At 54.4% G+C, this 25,503-nt stretch carries 25 protein-coding genes; 3 read left to right on the plus strand and 22 right to left on the minus strand.

Annotation, left to right across the window (positions count from 1 at the left end; all coding sequences use genetic code 11):
• Positions 1 to 11 precede the first annotated feature (11 nt).
• Positions 12 to 2,609 (plus strand): heavy metal translocating P-type ATPase, encoded by a 2,598-nt coding sequence (locus D1841_RS01775; protein ID WP_160641427.1) that lies wholly within the window; start codon positions 12 to 14, stop codon positions 2,607 to 2,609.
• Positions 2,610 to 2,770: 161 nt separating this feature from the next.
• Here the strand turns inward: D1841_RS01775 and gap are convergent, their stop codons facing one another.
• The 13 genes from gap to D1841_RS01840 all read right to left on the minus strand — a co-directional run bounded on the left by gap (position 2,771) and on the right by D1841_RS01840 (position 15,305).
• Entirely contained in the window at positions 2,771 to 3,784 is a 1,014-nt protein-coding gene (gene gap, locus D1841_RS01780; RefSeq protein WP_160641428.1) for a type I glyceraldehyde-3-phosphate dehydrogenase, read from the minus strand.
• Between the two features lie 227 nt (positions 3,785 to 4,011).
• The gene (locus D1841_RS01785; protein ID WP_237076132.1) at positions 4,012 to 4,860 is read right to left on the minus strand and encodes a transporter substrate-binding domain-containing protein; all 849 of its coding nucleotides are present in this window, start codon (positions 4,858 to 4,860) and stop codon (positions 4,012 to 4,014) included.
• Positions 4,861 to 4,933: 73 nt separating this feature from the next.
• Positions 4,934 to 5,671: an amino acid ABC transporter ATP-binding protein gene (locus D1841_RS01790; RefSeq protein ID WP_160641429.1), complete on the minus strand. Its 738-nt coding sequence runs from the start codon at positions 5,669 to 5,671 to the stop codon at positions 4,934 to 4,936.
• Positions 5,659 to 6,378, minus strand: a complete 720-nt coding sequence (locus D1841_RS01795; RefSeq protein WP_160641430.1) for an amino acid ABC transporter permease — start codon at positions 6,376 to 6,378, stop codon at positions 5,659 to 5,661. The genes D1841_RS01790 and D1841_RS01795 overlap by 13 nt, the downstream gene beginning before the upstream one ends.
• Positions 6,379 to 6,589: 211 nt before the next feature.
• Positions 6,590 to 7,006: a BlaI/MecI/CopY family transcriptional regulator gene (locus D1841_RS01800; protein ID WP_160641431.1), complete on the minus strand. Its 417-nt coding sequence runs from the start codon at positions 7,004 to 7,006 to the stop codon at positions 6,590 to 6,592.
• A 241-nt stretch (positions 7,007 to 7,247) separates the two neighbouring features.
• Positions 7,248 to 8,333 carry a lysylphosphatidylglycerol synthase transmembrane domain-containing protein gene (locus D1841_RS01805; RefSeq protein ID WP_160641432.1) on the minus strand — a complete coding sequence of 362 codons (1,086 nt, stop codon included), beginning with the start codon at positions 8,331 to 8,333 and terminating at the stop codon, positions 7,248 to 7,250.
• Between the two features lie 361 nt (positions 8,334 to 8,694).
• Positions 8,695 to 9,765, minus strand: a complete 1,071-nt coding sequence (locus D1841_RS01810; protein WP_160641433.1) for a branched-chain amino acid aminotransferase — start codon at positions 9,763 to 9,765, stop codon at positions 8,695 to 8,697.
• A gap of 185 nt (positions 9,766 to 9,950) precedes the next feature.
• Positions 9,951 to 10,697 carry a YebC/PmpR family DNA-binding transcriptional regulator gene (locus D1841_RS01815; protein ID WP_160641434.1) on the minus strand — a complete coding sequence of 249 codons (747 nt, stop codon included), beginning with the start codon at positions 10,695 to 10,697 and terminating at the stop codon, positions 9,951 to 9,953.
• A 65-nt stretch (positions 10,698 to 10,762) separates the two neighbouring features.
• Entirely contained in the window at positions 10,763 to 11,350 is a 588-nt protein-coding gene (locus D1841_RS01820; protein ID WP_160641435.1) for a flavodoxin family protein, read from the minus strand.
• 69 nt (positions 11,351 to 11,419) lie between these two features.
• Positions 11,420 to 12,841 carry a uracil-xanthine permease family protein gene (locus D1841_RS01825; protein ID WP_201751166.1) on the minus strand — a complete coding sequence of 474 codons (1,422 nt, stop codon included), beginning with the start codon at positions 12,839 to 12,841 and terminating at the stop codon, positions 11,420 to 11,422.
• A gap of 307 nt (positions 12,842 to 13,148) precedes the next feature.
• Entirely contained in the window at positions 13,149 to 14,378 is a 1,230-nt protein-coding gene (locus tag D1841_RS01830; protein ID WP_160641436.1) for an aminopeptidase, read from the minus strand.
• A gap of 54 nt (positions 14,379 to 14,432) precedes the next feature.
• Complete coding sequence (gene purE, locus D1841_RS01835; RefSeq protein ID WP_160641437.1) at positions 14,433 to 14,933, minus strand: 5-(carboxyamino)imidazole ribonucleotide mutase; 501 nt, start codon at positions 14,931 to 14,933, stop codon at positions 14,433 to 14,435.
• A 45-nt stretch (positions 14,934 to 14,978) separates the two neighbouring features.
• Positions 14,979 to 15,305, minus strand: coding sequence for a hypothetical protein (locus D1841_RS01840; RefSeq protein WP_160641438.1), 327 nt, complete (start codon positions 15,303 to 15,305; stop codon positions 14,979 to 14,981).
• A gap of 233 nt (positions 15,306 to 15,538) precedes the next feature.
• Here D1841_RS01840 and D1841_RS01845 point away from each other — a divergent pair, with 233 nt between their 5' ends.
• Positions 15,539 to 16,594 carry an FIST signal transduction protein gene (locus tag D1841_RS01845; RefSeq protein ID WP_160641439.1) on the plus strand — a complete coding sequence of 352 codons (1,056 nt, stop codon included), beginning with the start codon at positions 15,539 to 15,541 and terminating at the stop codon, positions 16,592 to 16,594.
• A 14-nt stretch (positions 16,595 to 16,608) separates the two neighbouring features.
• A complete protein-coding gene (locus D1841_RS01850) occupies positions 16,609 to 17,559 on the plus strand; it encodes a methyl-accepting chemotaxis protein (protein ID WP_160641440.1) in 951 nt (316 codons plus the stop codon).
• A gap of 75 nt (positions 17,560 to 17,634) precedes the next feature.
• On the opposite strand, the gene D1841_RS01855 is transcribed toward D1841_RS01850, so the two are convergent.
• From D1841_RS01855 to D1841_RS01895, 9 genes are all read right to left on the minus strand, one after another.
• A complete protein-coding gene (locus D1841_RS01855) occupies positions 17,635 to 18,645 on the minus strand; it encodes a DUF4097 family beta strand repeat-containing protein (protein ID WP_160641441.1) in 1,011 nt (336 codons plus the stop codon).
• A 20-nt stretch (positions 18,646 to 18,665) separates the two neighbouring features.
• Positions 18,666 to 19,367 carry a permease prefix domain 1-containing protein gene (locus D1841_RS01860; RefSeq protein ID WP_160641442.1) on the minus strand — a complete coding sequence of 234 codons (702 nt, stop codon included), beginning with the start codon at positions 19,365 to 19,367 and terminating at the stop codon, positions 18,666 to 18,668.
• 16 nt (positions 19,368 to 19,383) lie between these two features.
• A complete protein-coding gene (locus D1841_RS01865; protein WP_160641481.1) occupies positions 19,384 to 19,728 on the minus strand; it encodes a PadR family transcriptional regulator in 345 nt (114 codons plus the stop codon).
• A gap of 242 nt (positions 19,729 to 19,970) precedes the next feature.
• Entirely contained in the window at positions 19,971 to 20,441 is a 471-nt protein-coding gene (locus D1841_RS01870; RefSeq protein WP_160641443.1) for a hypothetical protein, read from the minus strand.
• Between the two features lie 137 nt (positions 20,442 to 20,578).
• Positions 20,579 to 21,463: a YitT family protein gene (locus tag D1841_RS01875; RefSeq protein ID WP_347563921.1), complete on the minus strand. Its 885-nt coding sequence runs from the start codon at positions 21,461 to 21,463 to the stop codon at positions 20,579 to 20,581.
• A 324-nt stretch (positions 21,464 to 21,787) separates the two neighbouring features.
• Entirely contained in the window at positions 21,788 to 22,336 is a 549-nt protein-coding gene (locus tag D1841_RS01880) for an ECF transporter S component (RefSeq protein WP_160641444.1), read from the minus strand.
• A gap of 37 nt (positions 22,337 to 22,373) precedes the next feature.
• Positions 22,374 to 23,078 carry a glucosamine-6-phosphate deaminase gene (nagB, locus tag D1841_RS01885; protein ID WP_160641445.1) on the minus strand — a complete coding sequence of 235 codons (705 nt, stop codon included), beginning with the start codon at positions 23,076 to 23,078 and terminating at the stop codon, positions 22,374 to 22,376.
• 32 nt (positions 23,079 to 23,110) lie between these two features.
• On the minus strand, positions 23,111 to 24,052 hold the full coding sequence (locus tag D1841_RS01890) for a DMT family transporter (protein WP_160641446.1): 942 nt from the start codon (positions 24,050 to 24,052) through the stop codon (positions 23,111 to 23,113).
• Positions 24,039 to 25,427 (minus strand): MATE family efflux transporter, encoded by a 1,389-nt coding sequence (locus D1841_RS01895; RefSeq protein ID WP_160641447.1) that lies wholly within the window; start codon positions 25,425 to 25,427, stop codon positions 24,039 to 24,041. The genes D1841_RS01890 and D1841_RS01895 overlap by 14 nt, the downstream gene beginning before the upstream one ends.
• Positions 25,428 to 25,503 lie beyond the last annotated feature (76 nt).

Genomic DNA, 25,503 nt, shown 5'->3' on the forward strand with positions numbered 1-25,503 from the left:
GGGGGTAACATATGACAACAGAGAAATTCCGCGTAACCGGCATGACCTGCGCCGCCTGCCAGGCCAATGTCACCCGCCGGGTGCAGAAGCTGTCCGGCGTGCAGGAGGTGGATGTGAGCCTGCTGAAAAACCAGATGCAGGTCACCTTTGACGAAAGCGCAGTGGCAGAAGGGGATATCTGCGCCGCTGTGACAGAGATAGGCTATGGGGCGGAACCGGCGGAGGCCCCTGCCCCAGGCGGGGACGGAAGCAGCCGGGATTTCCAGAGCCAGTGGAAAAAACGCCAGCAGGACGCAGAGGAGGAACAGGCTGCCATGAAAAAGCGGCTTACCCTCTCGGTCATCCTGCTCGTGCCCCTCATGTACGTGGCTATGGGGTCCATGATGGGCCTGCCTGTGCCCTCTTTCCTCATTGGCATGGAAAACGCCCTTGTTTCCGCCATGACCCAACTGCTCATCACCCTGCCCATTCTGGTGCTTAACCGGAAGTTTTACACCGGCGGCCTGCGTTCCCTGTGGAAGCGCAGCCCCAACATGGACTCCCTGGTGGCGGTAGGCTCTGGCGCGTCCCTGCTGTATGGCATTTTCGCCCTGTACCGCATGGCCTGGGGCTTTGGGCATGGCGATATGGCCCTTGTCCACCAATATGCCCACGACCTGTATTTTGAGTCCAGCGCCATGATTGTCACTCTGGTAACAGTGGGCAAATATCTGGAAAGCCGCTCCAAAGCCAAAACCAGCGGCGCCTTGGACAAGCTGGTGGATTTAGCCCCTAAAACCGCCACAGTGCTGCGGGAAGGCGCAGAAACCGTTATACCTGCCCAGCAGGTGCAGGCAGGGGATATTGTGGTAATACGCCCCGGGGAGAGCCTGCCTGTAGACGGCGTGGTGACAGAAGGCCACGGGTATGTGGATCAGTCTGCCATTACCGGAGAAAGCCTGCCTGTAGAGCGCGGCCCTGGGGATCCGGTGCTGTCCGCCACCATAAACAAAAACGGTTCTTTTCACTTTCGCGCTTCCAAGGTGGGCGATGACACCACTCTGGCCCAAATCATCCGTCTGGTGGACGAGGCGGGCAGTACCAAAGCGCCTATTGCCCGGCTGGCGGATAAAATCAGCGGGGTGTTCGTGCCCATCGTCATGGTCATTGCCCTGGTGACTGCCATTGTGTGGCTCATAGCTGGGCAGACCTTTGAGTTCTCCCTTTCCTGCGCCATTGCCGTTCTGGTAATTTCCTGTCCCTGCGCCTTAGGGCTTGCCACGCCGGTTGCCATTATGGTGGGCACAGGCAAGGCGGCAGAATACGGCATCCTGGTGAAGTCGGCGGAAAGCCTGGAGAACCTGCACCGGGTGGATACCATTGTACTGGATAAAACCGGCACCCTCACCAGCGGCAAGCCTGCCGTCACGGATGTGCAGGTGCTGGACAACACTCTCTCCCCCGCCGGCTTCCTGGCTCTTGCCGCCGCTCTGGAAACAGGCAGCGAGCATCCCTTAGCCCAGGCCGTTACCGAATATGCCAAATCCCAAGGCATCACCCCCTACAAGGCGGAAGATTTTTCCGCCACTGCCGGACGGGGCGTGCAGGCTGAAATCCAAGGGGATCTGTGCCTGGCAGGCAACCTGGCTTTTCTACGGGAGCAGGGCATTGAGGCAGACAGCGCTGCGGCCCAGGGAGAATCCTTTGCCAGGCAGGGCAAAACGCCCCTGTTCTTCGTGAAAGCCGGACAGCTTGCAGGCGTTATCGCTGTGGCAGATTCCCTGCGGGAGTCCAGCCTGCGGGCAGTAGAGCGGTTCCACAAAATGGGCTTGCGGGTGGTTATGCTCACTGGGGACAACAAGGCCACCGCCCAGGCTATCCGCCAGCAGGCAGGCATTGAGGAGGCAGTTTCCGATGTGCTGCCCGCGGAAAAAGAGGCGGTTATCCGCCGCCTGCAGGGAGAAAACCGCCGGGTAGCCATGGTGGGTGACGGCATAAATGACGCCCCCGCCCTCACCCGGGCAGACATCGGCATTGCCATCGGGGCAGGGACGGATATTGCTATCGACTCTGCCGACGTGGTGCTGATGAAGAACTCCCTGGAGGACGTATGCACTGCCATTGAACTGAGCAAGTCCGTTATCCGCAATATCCGCATGAACCTGTTCTGGGCCTTTTTCTATAACGTCCTGGGGATCCCTGTGGCGGCAGGATTGCTGTGGCCCCTGTTTGCCATCAAGCTCAGCCCTATGCTGGGTTCCGCTGCCATGAGCCTAAGCTCTGTGTGTGTGGTGGCAAACGCCCTGCGCCTACGGTTCTTTAAAGACAAGGCGCGCACCCTGGAGATACCCCCCAAAACAGCAAGCCCTATGGAAACACCCATTCTTAATACAACTGTGGAAGGAGCAAATACCATGAAAAAAGTTTTGACTGTTGAGGGCATGATGTGCGCCCACTGCCAGTCCCATGTGCAGAAAGCCCTGGAGGGCGTTGCCGGCGTTACTGCTGTCAACGTAGATCTGGAGGCCAAAAAAGCCACTGTGGAGATGGCAGAGAATGTGGCAGATGAGCTGCTCACAGCCGCTGTTAAGGACGCAGGCTATGAACCTGTGGACTGCAAGGCAGTGTAAGAAAACGCAAAAAGCAGAGCGGCCTGGAAAAGCTTCCAGGCCGCTCTGCTTTTTATGAGCAACCATCGTCTAAGCTGATGGTTGCTCATATAACGAAACCCCCTGCGGAGCTTGTCCGCAGGGGGTCCTTATTCCTACCAAAAAGGGCTTTACGCCGGTTTTTAGATAGAAGCGAAGTACTTAATGGTGCGCACCATCTGGCTGGTGTAGCTGTTCTCGTTGTCATACCAGGATACAACCTGTACCTGATACAGCCCGTCGCCAATCTCGGTAACCATGGTCTGGGTGGCGTCGAACAGGGAGCCATAGGTGATGCCGATGATATCGGAGGATACCAGAGGCTCTTCGGTGTAGCCGAAGGAATCGGAAGCGGCTGCCTTCATGGCGGCATTGATGCCGTCAACAGTCACGTTCTCGCCCTTGACAACGGCAACCAGCAGAGTGGTGGAGCCGGTGGGTACGGGCACGCGCTGGGCAGAGCCGATGAGCTTGCCGTTGAGTTCGGGGATAACCAGACCGATAGCCTTGGCAGCGCCGGTGGAGTTGGGAACAATGTTCACAGCAGCGGCGCGGGCGCGGCGGAGATCACCCTTGCGGTGGGGGCCGTCCAGAACCATCTGGTCGCCGGTGAAGGCATGTACAGTGGTCATGATGCCGCTCTGGATGGGAGCATACTTGTTCAGGGTGTCGGCCATGGGAGCCAGGCAGTTGGTGGTGCAGGAAGCTGCGGAGATGATCTTGTCTTCAGCAGTCAGGGTGTTCTCGTTCACGCTGTACACGATGGTCTTGAGGTCGCTGCCAGCAGGAGCGGAGATAACAACCTTCTTGGCGCCAGCGTCGATGTGAGCCTGGGACTTTGCCAGGGAGCAATAGAAGCCGGTGCACTCCAGAACAACGTCAACGCCGATCTGGCCCCAAGGCAGATCCTTGGCATCCTTTTCAGCATAGATCTTGATGGTCTTGCCGTCTACAGTGATGGAGTCCTCGCCGGCCTCCACCTTGTCGGCCAGAGCATAGCGGCCCTGGGCAGAGTCATACTTCAGCAGATGAGCCAGCATTTTGGGGCTGGTCAGATCGTTGATAGCTACGACCTCATACCCTTCGGCGCCGAACATCTGGCGGAAAGCCAGACGGCCGATGCGGCCAAAACCATTGATTGCAACTTTAACAGACATTGGTAAAACCTCCTGAAATTGGTATAGGGTTTTGTATACCATTATTTTAATGCATTTTACACAAGAATACAAGAGCCAAACCAAAAAATCCCCGGAAAATTTTTGTGATTTTTTTCTCAAAGTCCTACAAAAATCCGGGGCCGCAGCATTTTTTCATGCTGAAGCCCCGGGAAGCGGTTCCATATCAGGGTTATCCGGGCAGGAAGCCTCTGTTAAAACCCTGGCCCTTATTCTGCCTGTGAGATATCAACCCCGAAATATTTTTCAGAGAGTTCTGTGAGGGTGCCGTCCTCTTTCAGCTCTGCCAAGGCTTTGTCCACAGCCTCCCGCAGGGTGCGGGTTTCCTCGCCTTTGCGCATGGGAATGGCAACCTGTACTGCCTCGTCGCTTAAAACGGCAATTTTAATGTCTGCGTCCGGATGGTTCTTCATGTAATCATAATACGCCACTTCGTCATTGAGGGTTGCGTCGATGCGCCCGGAAAACAGCAGTTCAAAGGTCTGGTTCAGATCGTCCACGCCAGTAACCTCCGCCCCATGGGCTTCGGCAATCTTGGCATAGGTGCTGTTCAGGGTATTGGCGGTGTGCTTGCCCTCCAGATCCTCCATGGACTTGATGTCCTCGTTTTCGTTCTTCACAATGACGGCGGTACGGTTGGCGGCATAGGGGATGCTGAAATCATACTTCTCTTTGCGCTCCTCGTCCACGCTGACGCCGTTTACCATGAGATCATAGCGGCCGGAGTCCAGGCCAGCCAGCAGGCCGTCCCATTCGCCTTCAATGAAGTTTACCTTCACCCCCAGCTTTTCCCCGATTTTCTGGGAAACCTCTACGTCATAGCCCACCAGGTTGTCGTCCTCGTCATGGAAAGTCCAAGGCGCCCAAGTGCCCTCCATGGCTACGGTTATTTCCCCCTTTCCCTGGATTTGTGCCAGCAGATCTCCTTCTGTCCCGCCGGAGGCGGCAGAGCCTGCAGGCTCTGAGTTTGCGGAGCCTCCCTCTCCGCCGCAGGCCGCCAGGGCCAGTGTCAGGCACAGGGCCAGCAGCAGTGCCAAAAGCTTCTTCATTTTCATCATGGTTTCTCCTTTCTGAAATCACAAATGGTAAATATACTATATCTCTATGGATAGCAATTTAAAACGCGGCCCGTTACTCCTGCCCCACCAGCCGCAGAAATTCCTGGGTGCGCTGGGAGCGGGGGCTTTGGAAAAACTCCTTGGAGGGAGCCGATTCCACCACCAGGCCGTCCTCCATAAATACCACCTGGCTGGATACATTCCTGGCAAAGCCCATTTCATGGGTGACCACCAGCATGGTCATGCCCTCCTCTGCAAGCTGCCGCATGACAGCAAGGACTTCCCCTGTAAGCTCTGGATCCAGGGCAGAGGTAGGCTCGTCAAAGTAGATGATTTCCGGCTGTGCTGCCAGCGCCCGGGCAATGGCTACGCGCTGCTGCTGCCCGCCGGAAAGCTGGCTGGGGTAGTAATCCATCCGGTCGGAAAGGCCCACCTTTTCAAGGGCTTGCTCTGCCGTCTGCCTGGCCTGATCCTTTGGCATCTTCCGGGCAATGACCAAACCTTCCGTCACATTCTGCAGGGCAGTCTTATTCAAAAACAAATTATAATTTTGGAACACAAAGGTAGTTTTCCGGCGGATGGCGGCGATTTCCTTCTTCGTAACCTTATGTAAATCATAGGCCTGCCCATCAAACACCAGTTGGCCTGCCTGGGCGCGCTCCAGGAAATTCATGCACCGCAGCAGGGTGGTTTTGCCGGAGCCGCTGGGGCCTAAAATGGCCACCACGTCTCCCTGCTCCACCTTGATGTCTACACCTTTGAGCACTTCTGTGCCCCCAAAGGACTTCTTGATGCCCTTTACTTCCACCATTTCGCCTGGGGCCTCCTTTTCGGCAGGATTATCATGGACTCTTTCGCCGTATATACACTGAGCCTCTTCTCCCCCAGCTTTTGCAGCTTTGTCAGCACCGTGGAGAACAGCAGGTAAATTATGCCTGCCTCCATATACAGGGCCAAAGGCTCGTAAGTGCGGGCAATAATGCGCTGGGTGGACATGAGCATTTCCGTTACCGTAATGGTAGACGCCAGGGAGGTGTCCTTCATCATGGCGATAAGGGAATTTGCCAAGGATGGGAAAGCTGTGCGCATAGCCTGGGGCAGCACAATGCGCCGCATGGTCTGCAAATAGGACATGCCTACGCAATAGCCCGCCTCCAACTGTCCGGCAGGCACAGCCTCCAAGGCGGCCCGGACGATTTCCGCGCAATAGGCGCCCTCGTTTAAAGAGAACACCAGCACTGCCGCCGGAAAGGGATCGATAATCACGCCCAAACCCGGCAGTCCATAAAACACCAGATAGAGCTGCAAAAGCAGGGGCGTACCCCGGAACACCCAAATGTGAAACCTGGAAAGCTGCTTCAGCACCGGCACGCCCGCAAACTGCGCCAGGGCCATAAAAACGGCCAGCACCATGGCAAAGAAAAAGGCGATTGCTGTCAGGGGCAGGGTCATGGTCAGGCCCGGCACCAGGATTTTTGTGAAAGAATCTGACAGTATCTCCCACAGCCGCTCTGTCATACCTCGTTTCTCCCTTCGTTATAACCTCCGCCCTTGGCGGCTGGGATAAAGTATACCATATTACTCCACTTTATGCAAATACCTTTTTTCTATAGTAAACCCTACTTCAGCAAAAGAACTATGCCTATAGGGCATAGAATCTCGCATAAGAAAGCCGCCCCCCGCAAAGGAACGGCTTTTAAAACATCTTGATTTGAGGCTGAAACAAAAATCAGTAGGCTGCTGTCACCTGCTCGGCCTGCTCCTCAATTTTATGGAGCACCATGGAAGCATCGTCTACCTTGGCATATTGCAGCAGGGAGCACACAATGTCCGGAATATCCATAGGGGCAAAATTGCCGGACTGGACTATCTGCAAGGCAAAATGCTGGTTGCGGGTGAGGGTGGGCGCGTAGCTACGGGCGTGCTTCCGGCCACGGCCTGTACCATTCGTTACTTTTATGTATCCCTTCTCCAGCAGTTCGTTTACCAGAAGATGAAAGGAACTGACAGCAAACAAAGGCTCTCCCCGCTCGTTTACAGCGGCAGAGATGATCTCTGGCCTGCATAGCGGATGATCCGCCTGCCAAAGGATCTCCATAAGGATCAATTCAGAGTTTGTAAGCTGATGCGCCTTTTTTCTTTTCATAAGGGGGACAACTCCTTTGCAGCGAATAGAGAATTGCCCGGCCTGCCAGCGCCGGGCTGCCAAATCCTTCTTAAACAGGTGGGCTACATCATTCTCCTTAGTTCCTTCCAAAAGGGATACACTTTTCCCTTTGGCATTGTCTTTGATATATTTTATAATATATTTTCGGAATTGTCAATGCGTTCCCCTAAAAAAACAGGTAAAAATTTTTAAAAGCAAACAGTTAATAAATACAGAAATTCTATCTTTTTTCGCTCATACTTTCCTGTACTCCTGCCCTGAGCTGCCGCCGGCGGTACAGGAACTGATCGGCTACAACCAGCAGCGCGCCGGCAATCACAACCAGATAGTAAGTGAAAAATCGCCACACCATTACAGCGGCATACAGATCGTTATGGACGAAATATCCCCGGAAGTAGGACGAAAACCCGATTTCCTGAGCGCCGGAGGCGCCGGGCATGGGCATGAAAGACACAGAAACCTGCAAAAGGCTTTGCACTGCGACAATCTCCCAATAGCTTGCGTCCTGGTATCCAAAAGCCCGGAAGATGAAAAAAATCACGCTCATTTGCAGGAAAAACTGCGGAACGGACAGCACAATCCCCCACAGGACGCTGGCTTTTTTCTCCTTGAAATTGTCGGTAAAGCTGCCAAAATCGGCCTCGAATTTGTCGATTGTTTCCATCAGGTGGAAGCGTTCCCGCAGAAAGCGGAACCGGGAAGCCAGCCACTTGGCAAAACGGCAGATTACATGAAAGACAGGCTTGATAAACAGGGAGGCGAAAAATAGGATGGAACCGCCGTTTATCATAAGGCCCAAGACTATCAGCGGGAGAATGCCTGGGTTTTCCGCCTGAATCTTTCCGTACATCATGGCGTAAAACACAATTGAACACAACACAAAGGCGCACTGATAGCAGAAGAATTTCATCAGCAGCACAGCAGTGGAAAGGCCCACAGGTATGTTGTCCCGGCGCAGGTATGCTGCCTGCATGGGCTGCCCCCCTGTGGAGCTGGGGGTGATATAGGAATAATAAATGCCGATAAGGCCGATTTTTATGCCGCTGCCCCAACCCATAGGAATATGCTGGCTGCGCATAAGCAGGCGGATTATGCCCCCCTCAAAACCAAAAAAAATAACGGTGATGACAATCGCCAAACTGAGCCATCCCGGCGTAAGCCCAGCCATGGTGGCAAACACGTTGCCAAATTCCCGATTGAACACGCCAAACAGCACCACTGCCACAATAGTCGCGGCAATATAAAGCAGGCTCCAAGGAATACGCTTTTTCTTTTTCATGGGAGCCACCCCCTCTTTTCCTTTCATAGCCACTCTCCTCTTAGAATCTGTTTCTATGGAGAATTATAGCACAGCCCATTTTCCCTGTAAACCTTGCTAAGAAAAACGTAAGAAACAGCGTTGCGGCACAGGCTGTTCCAAGGCTGGGCTTTGAAATGCGCAGGTAATATTGCCGTGAAAAAAGCAGGAGGGACTGGGCTTTTGACCCAGTCCCTCCATACTCACTCTAAATTTACAATTACCCAATTGTTGTCCGCGTGTCATGGAATCCATGGCAAAAAAGCCGAAAAGCTTCTCGCACACGAGCTTCTTTTGTGAAAAGATTATAACACTTTTTTGTATGGTTTGTCAAGCGTTTACAACCGGAAATCTATGGATAGTATATTCCTTATTTTACCTCAACTACCCAGCCGAAGGGATCCTCTGCCTTCCCTGTCTGGATGCCAGTGACAGTGTTATAAAGCTTCTGGCTTACAGGGCCAATGCCCCCGCCGGAAATTACCATCACCTCGTCCCCAAAGCGCAAGGCACCAACTGGGGAGATGACAGCCGCAGTACCGCTGCCCCAGCACTCTTCCAGGGAGCCGTCCCTGGCGGCGGCCACCAGTTCCTCTACAGAAACGCGGCGTTCCTCCACCTCCATGCCCCAGTGCCTGCACAGATCCAGGCAGGAGGCCCGGGTGACGCCGGGCAGGATACTGCCGTTTAGCATGGGGGTGACCACCTTGCCGTTTATCTTGAAGAAGATATTCATGGCCCCCACCTCTTCAATATATTTGCGCTCCACGCCGTCCAGCCACAGCACCTGGGAGTAGCCTTCTTCGTGGGCTTTCATCTGGGCTTTCAGGCTTGCCACATAGTTTCCGCCTGTTTTGGCCTCGCCAATGCCGCCCCGCACAGCCCGCACATAGTCATCTTCGATCCAGATTTTCACTGGATCCAGGCCGCTTTCATAGTATGCGCCGGAGGGGGACAGGATGATCATAAAGAGATATGTATCGGAAGGGCGCACGCCCAGGAAGGGATCTGTGGCGATAATAAAGGGCCGGATGTACAGGGAGGTGCCGGGAGCTGTGGGAATCCAGTCCTTTTCAATACTTACCAGGGTTTTGAGGGCATTCATAAAATCATCCTCCGGCACCTCCGGGATACAGATGCGCCGGTTGGAATTGTTGGCCCGGGCAATGTTCCGGTCAGGGCGGAACAGCAGGGTGCGGCCGTCCTCCGCCCGGTAAGCCTTCATCCCCTCAAACATCTCCTGGCCATAATGGAACACCATGGCGGAAGGATCCAGCTCCAGGCTGTGGTACGGCTCTATGCGGGGATCGTGCCAGCCCTTTTCCTTATTATAGGGCATAATGTACATGTGATCGGTGAATATCTTACCGAAGCCCAGCTTAGACTGGTCTGCGGGCTTTGCCTTTGGTTTTTTTGTCAGTTCAATCTTGATTTCCTGCATAATCAACACCACTTTCTTTGCCTGTCCATTAGGCTTTTGCCGCCTGCCGCAGGCTGATTTTTCCTATTTCCCTATTATAGCCCCTGGGAGGCAAAAATGCAAGCCAAACCAAATAATCCTGCAAAAATTCTCCTGCAAGCTTATTGGAAAAGCGCCGGGATGCCTCCCGGCGCTTTTTGCCTGTCTCACTCGTCGTCCTCATCCTCCGGGGCATCCCAGTTGTGCCAGACGTTCTGCACGTCGTCGTTGTCCTCCAGCAGATCCAGCATCTTCTGCATTTTGACAACTACCTCCGGATCCGCAATGGCGGTGTAAGTATCGGGCACCATTTCCACCTCGGCGGAGACAAATGCATAGCCTTTCTTTTCCAGGTCTTCCCGCACGCCGCTGAAATCGGCAGGCTCGGTGGAAATCTCAAACACATCCTCATCGGCGGCAAAATCGGAAGCGCCAGCCTCCAGTGCGTCTGTCATAACGGTATCCTCGTCCAGGCCTTCCCGCTCAATCACGATAACGCCTTTCTTGTTGAACATAAAGGACACGCAGCCAGTGGTGCCCAGGTTCCCGCCGTATTTGTCAAAGGCATGGCGCACATCGGCAGCAGTGCGGTTTCGGTTATCGGTGAGGGCCTCTACAATGACAGCCACGCCGCAGGGGCCATAGCCCTCATAGGTTACATCTTCATAGTTGTCGGCATTGCCGTCTCCGGCGGCCTTTTTGATAATGCGCTCAATATTGTCATTGGGGACGTTTGCGGCCTTTGCCTTGGCGATACAGTCCCGCAGGCGGGAGTTTGCGGCCGGATCCGCGCTGCCCCCTTCCTTTACGGCAACAGTCAGCTCGCGCCCAATCTTCGTAAAGATTTTAGCCTTTGCCCCGTCGGCCTTTTCCTTCTTCCGTTTAATGTTGTTCCATTTTGAATGTCCAGACATGCTGTACCCTCTTCCTTATTAGTATAAAATAAGCTGGCGCTTAAAATTTGCCGCTTATAATCATATCATAAGCGGGAAAGGATTTCAAGACCAAGGCTTCCCGCTTTTTTCTGGGCCTGCACCTGTTTCTCCCGCCCCAGGTCAGTGGCGTCCCACACCACGCAGCCCGTAAGCTGGGTGTTCATCACACTGAAGGATCGCTTAAGCTGGTAAGTGGTCACCTCTACCCCGAAATCCTCCTCGCTGCCCATGGAAAGGAGCAGCACAGCTTCCCGGCGCTTTTTAATGGGCGGCTTTTTGTTTAAGGAGAACCGGGCTTCAAAATACCGCTGGGTTCTGTCCAGCAGGGCCTTCATAGGCGCGGGAAAGGAAGCGTTGTATACAGGCGACGCCACTACCAGCAGGTCGCTTTTCCGCAGTTCCTTGTCAAAGCCGTCCAAATCGGAAAATTTGCATCCTTCCTTTTTGGCGCAGGCCCCGCAGGCTATGCAGGGATTTGGATGCAGATCGTACACATCTATCTCCTTGATTTCCCATTCCTTCTTCCCTTTGAACCCTTCCAGGAAGCTGTCCAGCAGCATCCTGGTGTGGCCATGCCCGTTGGGGGAGCAGAACAGCACCAGCAGCCGCTTTTTGCTTTCAAAAAATCCCATTTCTTTCTCCTTTCCGCTTGTTCTTTCGTAAAAACAGGCGCTGCCTGCCGCCGGAAACCTGCGGGGCGCTTACCTGTCTGCGTCTCCCCGCTCGGGGAGCACTTCTTCGCTTTTTACCACATGGGACACCATGCCCTTGCCTGTAGCCTCCCGGTTGGGGATAACCAGGTTCAGGATAATGCCCACAATAATGCCCAGGCCGATGTTGGAAAAGCTAAAGGTGGCATTGCCAATGACAGCCCCGCCGATTGCCAGCACCAGCATGACAGCGGCAATGCACAGGTTGCGGTTCTTGGTGAAGTCCACATGGTTTTCCACCAGGGTGCGCAGGCCCACAGAGGCTATCATGCCGTAAAGCACTATGCAGGCCCCGCCCAGCACACAGTTAGGCACAGACTGGATAACGCCGATGCCCTTGCCAAAGAAGCTGACCGCTATGGCGACAAGCGCCGCTATGCGCAGGGAGGCAGGGTTATAATTCCCGGTAGCAGCCAGTACAGCGGTGTTTTCGCTGTAGGTTGTGTTGGGAGGGCCGCCTACAAAGCCGGCAAATACCGTAGCCAGGCCGTCCCCCAGCATGGTGCGGTGCAGGCCGGGCTTTTCTGTGAACTTCTTGCCTACCACCGCGCCGTTTGCGTATACGTCTCCCACATGCTCCACGCAGGTGACAATGGCAATGGGCGCAATCATGCCAATGGCAGTGATGTTAAAGACGGGAAGCACGAAATGAGGGGCCTGCAGCCAACCATAGCCTGCGATGACGCTGGTATCCATCAGGGAAGCCGGGGCAATGCCGGTTTTGGTGAGGATGAGGGTGAGCACATAACCGCTGACTAAAGCTATCACAATGGAGGACATCTTTACCATCCCCCTGCCGCAGCTTGACAGGAACACAGCCAGCAGGCACACCACCGCAGCGATTACCCAGGCCCATACATAAGTGGGCATATGATAGCCCTCTGTAAAGGGGGACATGGCGGCGCCGTCAGGGCCATATTGGGTCTGGATGTTGGAAATGGCGGTGGAGGCAAGGTTCAGGCCGATGAGGGTGATGCCCACGCCCCGCACAACAGGCGGGAAAAGGGTGTCAATAAGCCCTTTGCCAAAAATGCGGATCACCAGGGACAACAGCAAATAGAAAATGCCGGAAACGATTATGCCGCCCATTGCCGCCGCTATCTGCTCATCCTTGGTGGCGCCAAAGGCAGAATTGCCGACCACACCGCAGATGGCGGAGATAAAGGCAAAGGAGCTGCCCAGGAAGGTGGGCATACGCCCGCCTGTACAGAGATGGAAAATCAGGGTGCCAACGCCTGCGCAGAACAGGGCCACCCCCACGTCCAGCCCGGTGAGAAGCGGCACCAGGATTGTGGCGCAGCTCATAGCGAAAGCGTGCTGAAAGCCTAAGGCAATGGCCTTCTTCGCGCCCAGCTTTTCATACTCCCCGGCACAGGGAAATAAAAAGCTGTTGATTTTAGAAAACATGCTCATTTTTCTGCCCTCCCGTTTTCATTGCAGGGGCTTTTCCCTGCCCGCAGTTGTTTTGCCTGCCGGCTTACGGGCACATCCGGAGCCTTACGAAACCCGGGTCCCCTCTCCCCTCTTTTCTTCCCGCACGGGGAGGCTGGCAGGCGCTCTTGCCTATTTTATCACTGCGGGGAAGAAATAGCAAGAAAAAATGCCAAAAGGCGGAGAAAAGGATGGATGTTATGGGGGCCATCCATAGATACAAAAAGGGCCTGCGCGGAAAAAATTCTTCCCCGCAGGCCCCCGTCTATATCATTTTTCCTGTTTCTGCTTAAATGGCCCAGTTGCCGTTCCTAAGAACCGGCACAGCCTTGCCGTCCCGGGTGTATCCGGTGACATTCAACTCCTTGCTGCCAACCATAAAGTCCACATGGATAATAGAATCGTTAATGCCTTTTGCCTGGATCTCTTCCTTGGACATCCCGGCAAAGCCGGGAATGGTGTCATTAAAGCCCATGCCCAAAGCCACATGGCAGGCTGCGTTCTCGTCAAAGAGGGTGTTATAAAACAGGATGCCGGAATTGGAGATAGGGGAATCATCCGGCACCAGGGCCAGTTCTCCCAGCATGGAAGCGCCCTCGTCCATGGCGATCATCTTTTCCAGCAGCGCCTGGCCCTGCTCAGCCTTACAGGAAACGGCTTTGCCGTCTTTAAAGGTGATAGAGAACTTATCAATCAGGTTCCCCTGATAGGAAAGGGGCAGGGTGGCAACCAGGGTGCCCTCGCACTTGCCCTTTAAAGGAGAAGTGAAAGCCTCCTCAGTGGGCATATTGGGGTTGAAGAAGGTGCCGTCGATAAGGGTTTCCCCGCCGCCGTTCCACTTGCCGCCAGGGATGAGCCAGCACTTAAAGTCTGTGCCATTCTGGCTTTCATAGTGGAGGTAGTCGAAATCATAAGCCGTGAGCTTTTCGCACTTCTCGATAATGGTACGGTTGTGCTTGTCCCACTCTGCCTGGGGATCGTTGTCCTCGGTGACGCGCACCGTTTTCAAAATGACCTCCCACAGCTTTTCCACCGCTGTGCTGGTGCGCTCTCCAGGGAACACCTTCTTGGCCCACTTTTTAGAGGGCACCGCCACGATAGTCCACTGGTGCTTGTTCTCAATGGCATCCCGGTAGGGCTTGAGCACTTTGCCCCGGGCGGCGTTTATCTTCTGCATTTTGTCCACATTTATGCCCTTGAGGCCGTCAGGATCGGCGGACACGATAGAGATACGCACCGGCAGCTCGTCCACAATGAACTGCTGCTGGGCTTTCTCCCACTCCTCTACCCGGGAGCGCTGGGTGACGCTTTCATGGCGGAACTGGAGCTTGTTGAAATCCTGATCCTGCCACTGCATGTGTACCCACTTAGCCCCGGCCCGGTAAGCCTCCTCAGCCACCATTTCGGCAAACTCATGCTGCTCCACCTGGGCGAAAATCACAGCACCCTGGCCCTTCTTGATATTTACGCCGGTTTTTACTGTCAACTGCGCGTACTTGCGCATCATTGTTTTTTTCATATTGTTTTCCTTTCTTTATCTCCGCATTGCGGCCTTGGGCAGCGCCCCAAAGCCTTACAGCGCCGCCACCTTCTCCTGGAGAGCCGCGTCCTTTTTCATAACGCCCGCTTCCAAGTCCCGCTTCATCTGGGAGAGCTTTTCTGCCAGCGCCTCATCGGACAGGGCCAGCATCTGGGCCGCCAGGATGGCGGCGTTTTCCCCGCCGTCAATGGCTACTGTGGCCACAGGGATGCCCGCGGGCATCTGGACAGTGGCCAGAAGGGCGTCCAGGCCGTCCAGAGTAGAGGACTTCACCGGAATGCCGATGACGGGCAGGGTGGTGTGGGCGGCAAGCACCCCCGCCAGATGGGCGGCCTTTCCTGCCGCGGCAATCACCACGCCAAAGCCCTCATCCCGGGCGCTGGCGGCAAAAGCCCCTGCTGCCGCCGGCGTGCGGTGGGCGGACATGACATGCACCTCCGTCTCTACCCCCAGGGCCTTCAGGCGCCTGATACATGGCTCCAACACAGGGAAATCGCTGTCGCTTCCCATAATTACGGCTGCTTTCTTACTCATAGCTTGACCATTCCTTTCCTTTTGCCAGCATATCTTTTTAGGCGGTCAGTTCCAGAACCAGCGGGACACTTCCTCAAATTTCAGGTATACGTGCTTTGCGCCCAGCTCCCGCTCCAGCAGAGGGATTACCGCGGCCTGAAAGCGCTCGCAGGCCTCCTGGGCGGCGGTGCCGTAGATCATCACGTTCACAAAGGCAATGGGGCCGTCCTGCTCCCCTCCCATCCACAGGCGGCAGTTGTCTGTAAACTGCGCCATCAGGCTGCTTTCGCTTTTGCCGGGAATCAGGGAAATGGCTTTGCCAAGCTCTGCTTTTAACAGGGTTTCCTGCTCGCTGCTTACAGGGCAGCTTGTGCGGACATCTAAAAATGGCATATGCTTCATCCTCTCAGTTTTTTCCATAATACAGGAAGTATACACCCAATCCCCTAAAAGTGCAAGGGCTGTTTTCTTCAAGAGCATGGCTAAAACGCATACGCACGCGGAAAGCGGGCAGGATTTGCCCCCGCCTTTGCCTCCTGATGCTATAAAAGGTTGACACCTCCTGGATTTTCACGTATAATTTATAAAGAAATGAAACTACCAATTCATGGGAGGGCGACAGCAGCGTGAAACAGTTTTTCGGTATGAGCCAGCGCGGGAATTTGGATGAGGCACTCCGCGGCCTCCATGCCCCGCAGTTTATCATGCTATTTTCTAATGACGGCCAGTTTGAAAAGCACGTGGAAGAATTGGAGAAAAGGTTCCCTGGGGTACCCAGCATCGGGTGCGTGGGGATGAGCTACCAGACGCAGGTGGTGGAAAAGGGCGTGGGCATTATTGCTTTTTCCAATGGCGTGCGCGCCGCCGCCAACGTGCTGGAACAGGTTTCCACCATGCCCGTCAAGCATATCCAGCGTTTGGAAGCGGACATGAAGGCGGTAGGCGGTTCCGGGGAAAACACAGTGTGCATAGATTTTTGCAGCGGCAATGACGCCTGCGTGCTGACTACTATCAACACATCCCTGGGCAAGCGCAGCATCCCCTTGGTGGGCGGCACAGGCGATCAGGGCAAAGTGTCTGCCAACGGGCGGGTATACCAGGACGCGGTGGCCTATGGGCTGGTGCGCAACGAAAACGGGCGGGTGAAAACCTACAAGGAAAACATCTACCATCAATTGGGGAATTACCGCTTTATTGCCTCCAACACAGACAGGGCCAACTACATACTGGGTTCCTTAAACGGCAAGCCCGCCAAGCAGGTCTACAAAGACATCCTCCACGTTACGGACGAGGAAATCCTTACCCGCACCTTCCAGAATCCTTTTGGCAAGCTGAATGGGAATGACACCTGCATTATCTCCATCAAGGAGGTACACGGCAACGCTCTGGCCTGCTTCCGGCAGGTCAACGATTCAGACGTGCTGATTTTACTGGAGCTGGGGGATTATAAGGCCATCACCCAGGAGACTATCCAGCGGATTTGCGCGGACTTCCCCCGGCGGTCGGCTATTTTCTCTGTAAACTGCCTGTTCCGCTACAAGCTTTTCTCCCAGCACAACTACATGCAGGCCTATTTGCAGGATATGGCCGCGCTGGGGTGCCACGCAGGCCTTGTGGGCTATGGGGAGCATTATAACAACCGTTTTGTAAACCAGTCCATGACCTGCGTGGTCTTTGAATAAAGGAGGGGGAAGCCATGGGGTTCTTTTTTAAGAAACAGGAAAAACAGGCCCAGGAGGAAAGAAGCCTTTATCCCATGCTGCACATCGCCGGCAGCCTGAAAGGCTGCCGGCAGGAATTGGTACAGAAGGAGGTTGCCGCTCTCCAGGAGCTGAGCCTGGTAAGTTCCTCCTTCTCCGGCGTCATGCGGGAGGCTGATTTGTTCCAGAACAAGCTTTCTGATTTAGGAGATTCCTTTTCCAATATTGACGAAGCGGCAGGGCAATTCGGGCAGGTACGGGGAGACATTGCGGAAAGCGTGACCGGCGCCCAGGCCCAGATGGTGGAGCTGGGAAAAATCTCCGCAGCGGTGCAGGCTTCCTATGAGGAGATGGCTGGCACCTTCTCCCAACTGCAGGCTGCTGTAAATGGCATACAGCAGTGCATGGGCAAAATTGTGTCCATTGCCGATGAAACCAACATTCTGGCCCTCAACGCCTCTATTGAGGCGGCCCGGGTGGGGGCGGCAGGCCGGGGCTTTTCTGTAGTGGCCGCCCAGGTGAAGGAGCTTGCCGGGGAAATCAAGGCCCTGGCAGGGGAAGTGAGCGATGGCGTAAGCGAGGTAGAGCAGCGGGCAAACGAGTTGAGCGGCCGCATTTCCTCTTCCCAGGAAACACTGGGCTTAGGCGTGGGCATCGTTTCCCAAGCAGACGAAAGCTTTCAAACCATCACTTCCGCCGCTGACGGCGCTTCTGCTGTCCAGTCGGAAATTTCTGATGTCATTGAATCCTCCCAGGCAGAGCTGCAGATTATCTGCCGGTTCTTTGACCGGATTAAGGACTTATACCAGGATGTTCAGAAGCATATTAACAATGCCAGCAACCTGGGCACCACGAAAAGCGCCATGTTTGAGGACATGGACAACATGATTTCCCAAATCCAGCCTTTGGTGCGGGATATTGAGAACCACTCATCTTTGAAATCCTGAGTATCTTTGAACGCCAAAAGCGCCTGTCCTGAGTCCTGGACAGGCGTTTTTTATCTGCATACTTATACCGTAAAGTCAGCCTGCGGCGGAGGCTTTCACCACCTGCATGTTTCCTGAGGTAGTGGAAAAGGACAATTCACCGCTGGGCTTTCCAGTGCCGCATACGCGTTTCCCGCCTTTCCCGTCTGTGGAAGGGAAGTCGGAGGAGAAGGAGCCGGAGACAGTGTCATGCTCTACAGTAAAGCTGGCGTTTGACGGAAGCTCCACTATGATGGCCCCGGAGACAGATTCCATTTTCACCTCTTCCGGGCAGGCAGAGAGAGCAGCCCGGCTGGAACCGGAGACGCTGGAGGAATCGAATTTCTGCGCGGCGCCCTCCACATTAATTTCACCAGACACAGAATGGCAGTGCATTTCCTCTGCTATAGTATCCGCAAAGCGCAGCATGCCGCTGGTAGTGCTGGCATCCAGGTTTTCAGAAGAAAAGCCCTTCAGGATAATGTTGCCGCTGGTGGTGCTGAGTCCGCAGTCCTCGCTAAAGGCCAGCTTGCTAAGACGCAGCGCGCCGGAGACAGAGGAGAATTCCCCTTCTGTGCCGGTAAGGCCGGAGATATCCATGTCTCCGGAAATGTTGGAGCAGTCTATCTCCGTAAGCTGGGAGGCAACCTCTTGGGGAAGCTCTACAACCAGGGATTTGCTGTTCATACCAAAGAAATTCAAGGAAAAGAGCTTAAAACGGCTGTGATCCCAGGAAATTTCCAGTTTATTCCCGTTTACCCGCACCTGCATCTGCTCTGACTCCTCCAGCTTGTGGCCGCTGCTTTCTGTGATGCGGATTTTGCCTGCCGGGACGGCCTTCACCTCTACCGGGCCTGCTTCCCAGTTTATTTCCAACTGGGCGACAACGTTTTCCTCCGGATCCAGGGTTATTACATTGTCGTAGCCATAGGAATGTTCATCTGAGCTGGCCTGTGCGGCCATAAGCCCAAACCCGTTGCTGCTGAGGCCTACCAATAGGATGCCAGAAAGGAACACCACTGCAATGGAACCGGCTACAATAGTAAAAATCGCGCGCTTCTTTTTCATATAAGTCTCCCCTTTCCGGCCTACCGCACATTTTTGTCCTGGAGGGTCAGCACCGCGCTGATAATGCTGTCCACTGCCGGGGCAATTAAGAAAATAATCCAGGTGATGTACCACTTGCCTGTGCCAAAGCTTAGGAGGAAATACAGGGCCAGCACCAGGGGCCAGTATGCCGACCGGATGGATTTCATCATCTGCTTTTTCTGGGACTTGCCTGCCTGCCACTCTTTAAATTCTTCCACCACAGTGCCCGGCATGACATAAGGCTGGTTTTTGGGCTTTGTCATGTGATCATAAATCAGCAGGCCTGTGGCGGCGGCTATCATCACAAACATCAGCGCAACGCCCAGCACCGGCCAGCCTTCCCCATAGCCGCCAAACAGGCTGGAAATCACGATGACAGGCACCACGCTCAAAATGTACAGCATTACAGCTATGGTAACCACGGCAGCATGGCGGGCCCGGCCTTCCTCCGGCATAGCGGGCTGGGCCATGGGCGGCGGAACATCCTCATCCTCGGAAAGCCCGGCAAAAAGCTCCCGCACATCGCCAATGCTCATAACCGTAAGGTTATAGGCATCGTCTTCGCTTTTGCCCTCGCTTAAAAGGGCAAAATATTTATCCAAAAGGTTCTGGGTCAGCTCCACTTTCAACTCATAGGCCCGCTGGGTGCGGGGTGCGCTTTGAAAAAGCTCATCCACATAGGCCCTTAAACGGTATTCCATACAATCGCGTCCTTTCTCACTTTTTCATCTCAGTTTCCGGATAAATCAGCCGCTGCAAAAGCCGGGCTGACTGCTCCCACTCTGCCGCCATGCGGGTATACTGTTCTACCCCATACGGGGTGATGGAATAATACCGCCTGCGCGCGCCGGTGTTCTCATCTCCCCAATAAGAGGTGATACACCCTAACTGCTCCAGCCGCCGGAAGGCCGTATACAAGGTGGCTTCCTTTAGCTCGAACAGACCCTCTGTCTTTTCTACAATGGCCCGGTTGATTTTATACCCATAGCTGTCTTCCTGCATCAACTGGGCCAGAATAATCGTATCCGTATGCCCGCGGATAACATCTGACGCAATGGACAAAGCGCCCCCTCCTTTGTTCTGGTTTTCCAGGGCGCGCCCCAAAGGCTGTGCCCTGCTTACAGGTAGATTATACGCCTTATATACCTCGCCTGTCAAGGTATATAAGGTTCTAAAATACTTACAAATTTCTTACCAGCTTTGAAAAAGACAACAGCCTGAAAATGATTTATAGTAATGCAAAAAGACGGCGGGGACTGCTTCCCTGCCGCCTTTTGGTATTGGTATGAAAAGATTTCCCTCTCTCAGGAAATTACCGCATGATTCTTCCGATACGTATCGTTATCCTTCTGCGCAAGTTCCTGTTCCATCTGGGCCAACTGCCTTTCCAGCGCTTCCCTTCGCTGAGGATCCTGCTCCCGTTCCACCTGCTGGGAAAGCTTCTCCTGCTTCTCCTTCAAAGCTTTTATCTCCCTGTCCACCTTCCCGGTGTCCATCGTGGTGACATTGGATTCTTCCTTCTCTTTTGCAGGAGCCTCCGGGACAGATTTCTCCGGATCGTCAAACTCCACCTTAGGCACACCATCTTCTTGCACCACCCGGTACAAGCCAATGGGAGCGTGGGCCTCCTTATCCTCTGGTATGTATTCGTCAAAAGCGGAAGCAGGCTGTTTAATTTCCGGCTGGGCCTGTTCCGCAGCAGGGGCCTGCTTAACAGGGGCTGTTCCCTGTATCCCCTGTGCCTGGATACCAGCCTGCACAGCGTTTATGTTCATAAATAATCCCTTCCCTTCTTCGCCTAGTTAAAAAATATTACACTTTTAGTATAGCACCGGCCCTGCATGGTGTCAAGGCAACGAACCCCCGCCGGCAGGCCAGCCCTGCCATTTTAAGAGAATTGTAAGGAATTTCCTTACGGTTCCCCTCTGAGCACGTCCGCCACTTCCGAAATGGATATGTAAGCAGTGGGATCTTCCGCATGGACAATATTCTTCATGCGGGTGATCTGGAAACGGTTCAGAACGATGTACACCACGCTTTTAGCGGACTGGGAGAAATAGCCTTTGGCGTCCAGGATGGTCAGGCCGCATTTAAACTCCTCAGAAAGAGAAGCTCCCACCTCCTCGGGCTTGGAGGTGACGATCATGGCAGCTTTAGAGCGGTCTATGCCTTCCACCAGGAAATCCACTGTTTTCAGGGCGGCGGCATATGCCACAATGGAATACAGGGGCAGGATCCAGCTTTGCAGAAGGATGCCGCAAACGACATATAAAAGCAGGTTATATATCATTACAAAGGTACCTACTGTCAGCCCCAGGCGTTTGGCAAAGATGACTGCCATCACCTCTATGCCGTCCATGGCCCCCCCGCTGCGGATAGCAAGGCCGCTGCCCACACCGGAAATCAGCCCGCCAAAAATGGCACATAACAACAGATCCTCTCCTGCCAAAGGAGAGGCAATGCTTACGTCTACAGGCAGCACGTCGGTAATCAGCCAGGCCGCCAGGGAATAGATCCCTACTGTATAGATGGCGCAGACGGTAAAATAAGCGCCCTGTTTTTTATAGCCGTACAGAAACAGGGGGACATTGAACAGCAGCAGGAAGAAAGACAAGGAGAGGTAGTCCGGCGTAATTTGAGAAAGGAGAATGGAGGTGCCGGAGATGCCGCTGTCATAGAGCTTGACAGGGGCCAGGAACATGGTTACCCCGGTGGCATTGATAATGCCTGCCAGGGTGAGGAAAAAGAAAGTTTTAAAGGTGAATTTTTCTTTGAGCTTCGCAGATTTCTTGTTCACAGCAGCCTCCTGAAAACAGATTTTCTATATAACTGGCATAGTTTTCACGGATTTTATTGATAGTATATCAGGATTTCGCCTGTTCCGCAACCGCTAGAAACAGCTTGATCCCTAAGAACTAAAACGGCAATGAACCCTGTGTATACAGAACCAAGGCGGTGCTGGAGAGAAACGGAGAGGATAGTTCATCTGTTTGTCTGCAACAATTTTTACATCTGCTTTACACGGCAGCTCCTATCACACAAAAAGCCGCAAAGTTTCCTTTGCAGCTCTTTTTTCTTCTACATATTCTGCATAATTCTTTACGTCTGCCAGGCGATTCCCTCAATACTCCCCGTAAGGCCCCAAAACAGGATGCAGCTTCCACAGCGCCAGCACTGCCACGGGCAGTACGGCCAACTGGATGATAAGGCCTGGCAAGGGAATTACAAAGCTTTCCTGTGCCCAGATCCACCAGGAATAGGCTCCCGGCCTGAGGAGGAACGCATGCAAAAGCCCCTCTATCCCGCGCCCCAGCAGGATGGCGCCAATAAGGGCGGCGTACACATTTATCCAGCCCCAGCCGCTGCGCAGCAGGCACACCAGCAGCCCTGCCAGAAAGCCATAAAGGGCGCAAAGGCACAGGGATACCGGGAGGGCAGAAAGAGAGGGCGCCCCAAAAATCATGTTGGAAAAAACAGGGCAGAGCGCGCCGCAGGACAGCCCGTAAGCCGGGCCGCACAGCAGTCCGCAAAAAAGCACGCAGAGCTGCATGGGCAGCACCACAGGCTCCCACCCTGTCCGCATACGCACCAGGGCAGGCAGCGTTACTCCTAAAAACAGGCAGAACACCAGAAAGCCTGTCTCCCACAACACCCTTCTGGGGCTTTGCATAGGCACCCTCCTCCCCCTTTAGAATAGGCTGGCTTTTCTATTTCCGGCTGGTTATCACAGTTACATCCGGATGAAGCTGCAGAACCGAGGCAGGCACCCGGGGCGTTATCATGCCAAACAGCGCCTTCTGTATAATTTCCGCCTTGTCCGGCCCTGCAATGAGCAGGATTTTTTTCGCCTTCATAATGGTGCCAATACCCATCGTCACCGCCTGGGTGGGTACGTCCTCTATCCTGTCAAAAAGCCGGGAATTGGCTTCTATAGTGCTTTGGGCAAGCTGGACAGGATGCACCTGGCAGGGGAAATCCTCCTGCGGCTCGTTAAACCCGATGTGCCCGTTGTGCCCAATGCCCAAAAGCTGCATGTCCACCTGCATGCCGGCTGCCAGCTCTTCATAGCGGCGGCACTCAGCTTCCAGGTCAGCGGCGCAGCCATCAGGCAGGAACGTGTTTTCCGGCTTTATATTGACCTTTTGAAAGAGATGGGTATTCATAAAATACCGGTAGCTTTGCGGGTGCTCCGGCCCCAACCCGCAGTATTCGTCCAGGTTTACAGTGCGCACCTGGGAGAAGTCCAGCAGGCCCTTTTCATATTCCGCTGCCAGCCTTTCATACGTGCCGATGGGAGAGCTTCCCGTGGCAAGCCCCAGCACGCAGTCCGGCTTTAAAAGCACCTGTGCCCCCAACAGCCCAGCGGCAAGGGCGCTCATTTCCTCATAGCTGTCTGTATGGATTATCCGCATAAAATAACCTTCCTTTCCCATATATGGGTTCTCTATGTTTCCGCTTCTTTTGCTGTTTTCTTGTCCGGCAGTTGTGCCAGCACCACGGCCCCGAACACCAGGGCGCACCCCATAAGCTCCCGCAAGGAAAGGGGCTGGCCCAGCACCATCCAACCGGATACCGCCGCAAATACAGATTCCAGGCTCATCAGCAGGGAGGCTACTGTGGGGGGCACATTCTGCTGCCCCACAATTTGCAGCGTGTATGCCACCCCGCTGGAAAGCACCCCTGTATACAGCAGAGGCCCCCAGGCAGGGAGCAAATCTCCCAAGGCGGGCTTTTCAAAAATCAGGGCGAACACCAGGGACACCGCCCCTGCCACAAAAAACTGCACGCAGGAAAGCATGATGCCGTCCACCCGGGGGGAGAAATGGTCGATAACCAGAATGTGCAGGGAGAAAAACAAGGCGCTGATGAGTACCAGCAAATCTCCCGGAGCGATGGAAAAGCCCTCGCCTGTGGCGGCGCCGCTGAGAAGGTAAGCGCCGGCAAGGGCCAGAACTACCCCGATCCACACCTTAAAGCCTGCCCGTTTTCCCAGAAACACACCCAGCACAGGCACAATGACAATATACAGAGAGGTCAGGAAGCCCGCTTTTCCGGCAAAGGTGGAGGTCAGGCCCATCTGCTGCAAAAGGCTCCCCCCGGAAAGCATGACGCCGCAGGCCGCGCCTCCTATGAGCAGCGCCTTATCTAAAAGCCAGAACTTCTTCTTTTCCCCGCTTTTCCTGGCTCCCCTACCCTGCCGCCGGGAGAAAAACCAGATTACCGGCAGCAGCGCCACGCTTCCGATAAAGCTGCGGGTGGCGTTAAAGGTGCAAGGCCCGATATAATCCATGCCCATGCTCTGGGCCACAAAGGCCGTTCCCCAAATAAAAGCTGCCAGCACCAGCAGCAGCGCATAGCGCCGTGTATTCTTCCTATTCCCTTCCATCAGCCAGCTCTTCCTTTTTATTGTTGTCTCTCGTCAGGTTTTTCATCCAATTATACCGGTTTATCTTCACCACCGCCACAAAGCACTTCAAAATCTGATCGCACTTCAGGCAGGCAAACACCACCCAGGGCGCGGCCCCCATCCACATGGCGATAAGGGCGGAGGGGATTACCACCAGGAACACAAAGATGGTATCATTTTTAAAGACAAAGGAGATGTCCCCGCCGGACTTCACCAGGCCGAACAGGCAGGCAGCCTGATAGCAGGTGCCGATAATGGTAACGGCAATTACATTGATAAACTGGTATGAATAAGCCTGGGCCTCGGCGCTCACATCGTATAGGCCGATGAAGCCGTCCCGGAACAGGAGCACCAGCGCCCCGGAGACAAGCCCCACCCCCAGGAAAATCATCTGTACGGTTTTGGCGTATTCTTTCATCTTCTCATACAGCCCCGCGCCCACAGTTTTCCCTGTAATAATGCCCACAGCGGAGGAAAGGCCGTTCATCCACACGTAAATCAGGTTGTGGAGCATGCCGGTGATGCTGGCGGCCGCCATCACGCCGGCAGTATAGCATCCCAGTATCTTGGTGTTTGCCAGCATATTGACAGACCACACCACCTGCCCGCCAATAATGGGCAGGCCATAGCGCACAAAATCCTTTAATAGCTGCCTGTCTGTGTGGAGCAGATCTCGGAACCCCAGCCGCAGCTTCTTATCCATAAAGAACACATACCCAGCGCTGACGCACATTTCCAGGACGCGGGAAATCAGCGTGGCAACTGCCGCGCCCCGCACCCCCATGGCGGGAAAGCCCAGCTTGCCGAAAATCAGGATATAGTTTAAAGACACGTTTACCACCAGGGCTATAATGGAGATATACAGCCCGATTTTCGCCGTCTCCACACTGCGCATGGAAGCGATCATCACCTGGGAAATGCAGAAGAACAGGTATGTAAAGCCTACAATCTGTAAATAGACCGCCCCTTCCTGGATGACCCCAGCCTCCTGGGTGAACAGGCCGATTACCACTGAAGGAAACAGCACCGCAATAAGGGATGCCACGATGCCTACCCCCAGGGCAAACTTCACCCCGATGGACACCACCTTCCGGATGCTGCCTGTGTCTTTTTTTCCCCAATACTGGGCGGCAAGGATGAGGATGGCCCCCTCCACGCCTCCAATAAACATCTGCACCACAGTCTGCATCTGGTTGCCCACATACACCCCTGAAACGGCGTTGTCCCCCAGGGAGCCTATCATCAGGTTGTCCGCAAAGTTTACCGCGAAGGTGATAAGGTTCTGCAGCGATATGGGGATTGCCAAGGTAATCAGGGTTTTATAAAAGGACTTGTCCTTTGTAAAAACCGCCATGTGTTTTCTCCTCCTCCCAAAATCCATTCCACCCGATTATACACTACCCGGCGCAGGAAGTAAAGCCCTGCGCCGG

The sequence above is a fragment of the Neglectibacter sp. X4 genome (assembly GCF_009917365.1).
Classification (GTDB): Bacteria; Bacillota; Clostridia; order Oscillospirales; family Acutalibacteraceae; genus Acutalibacter.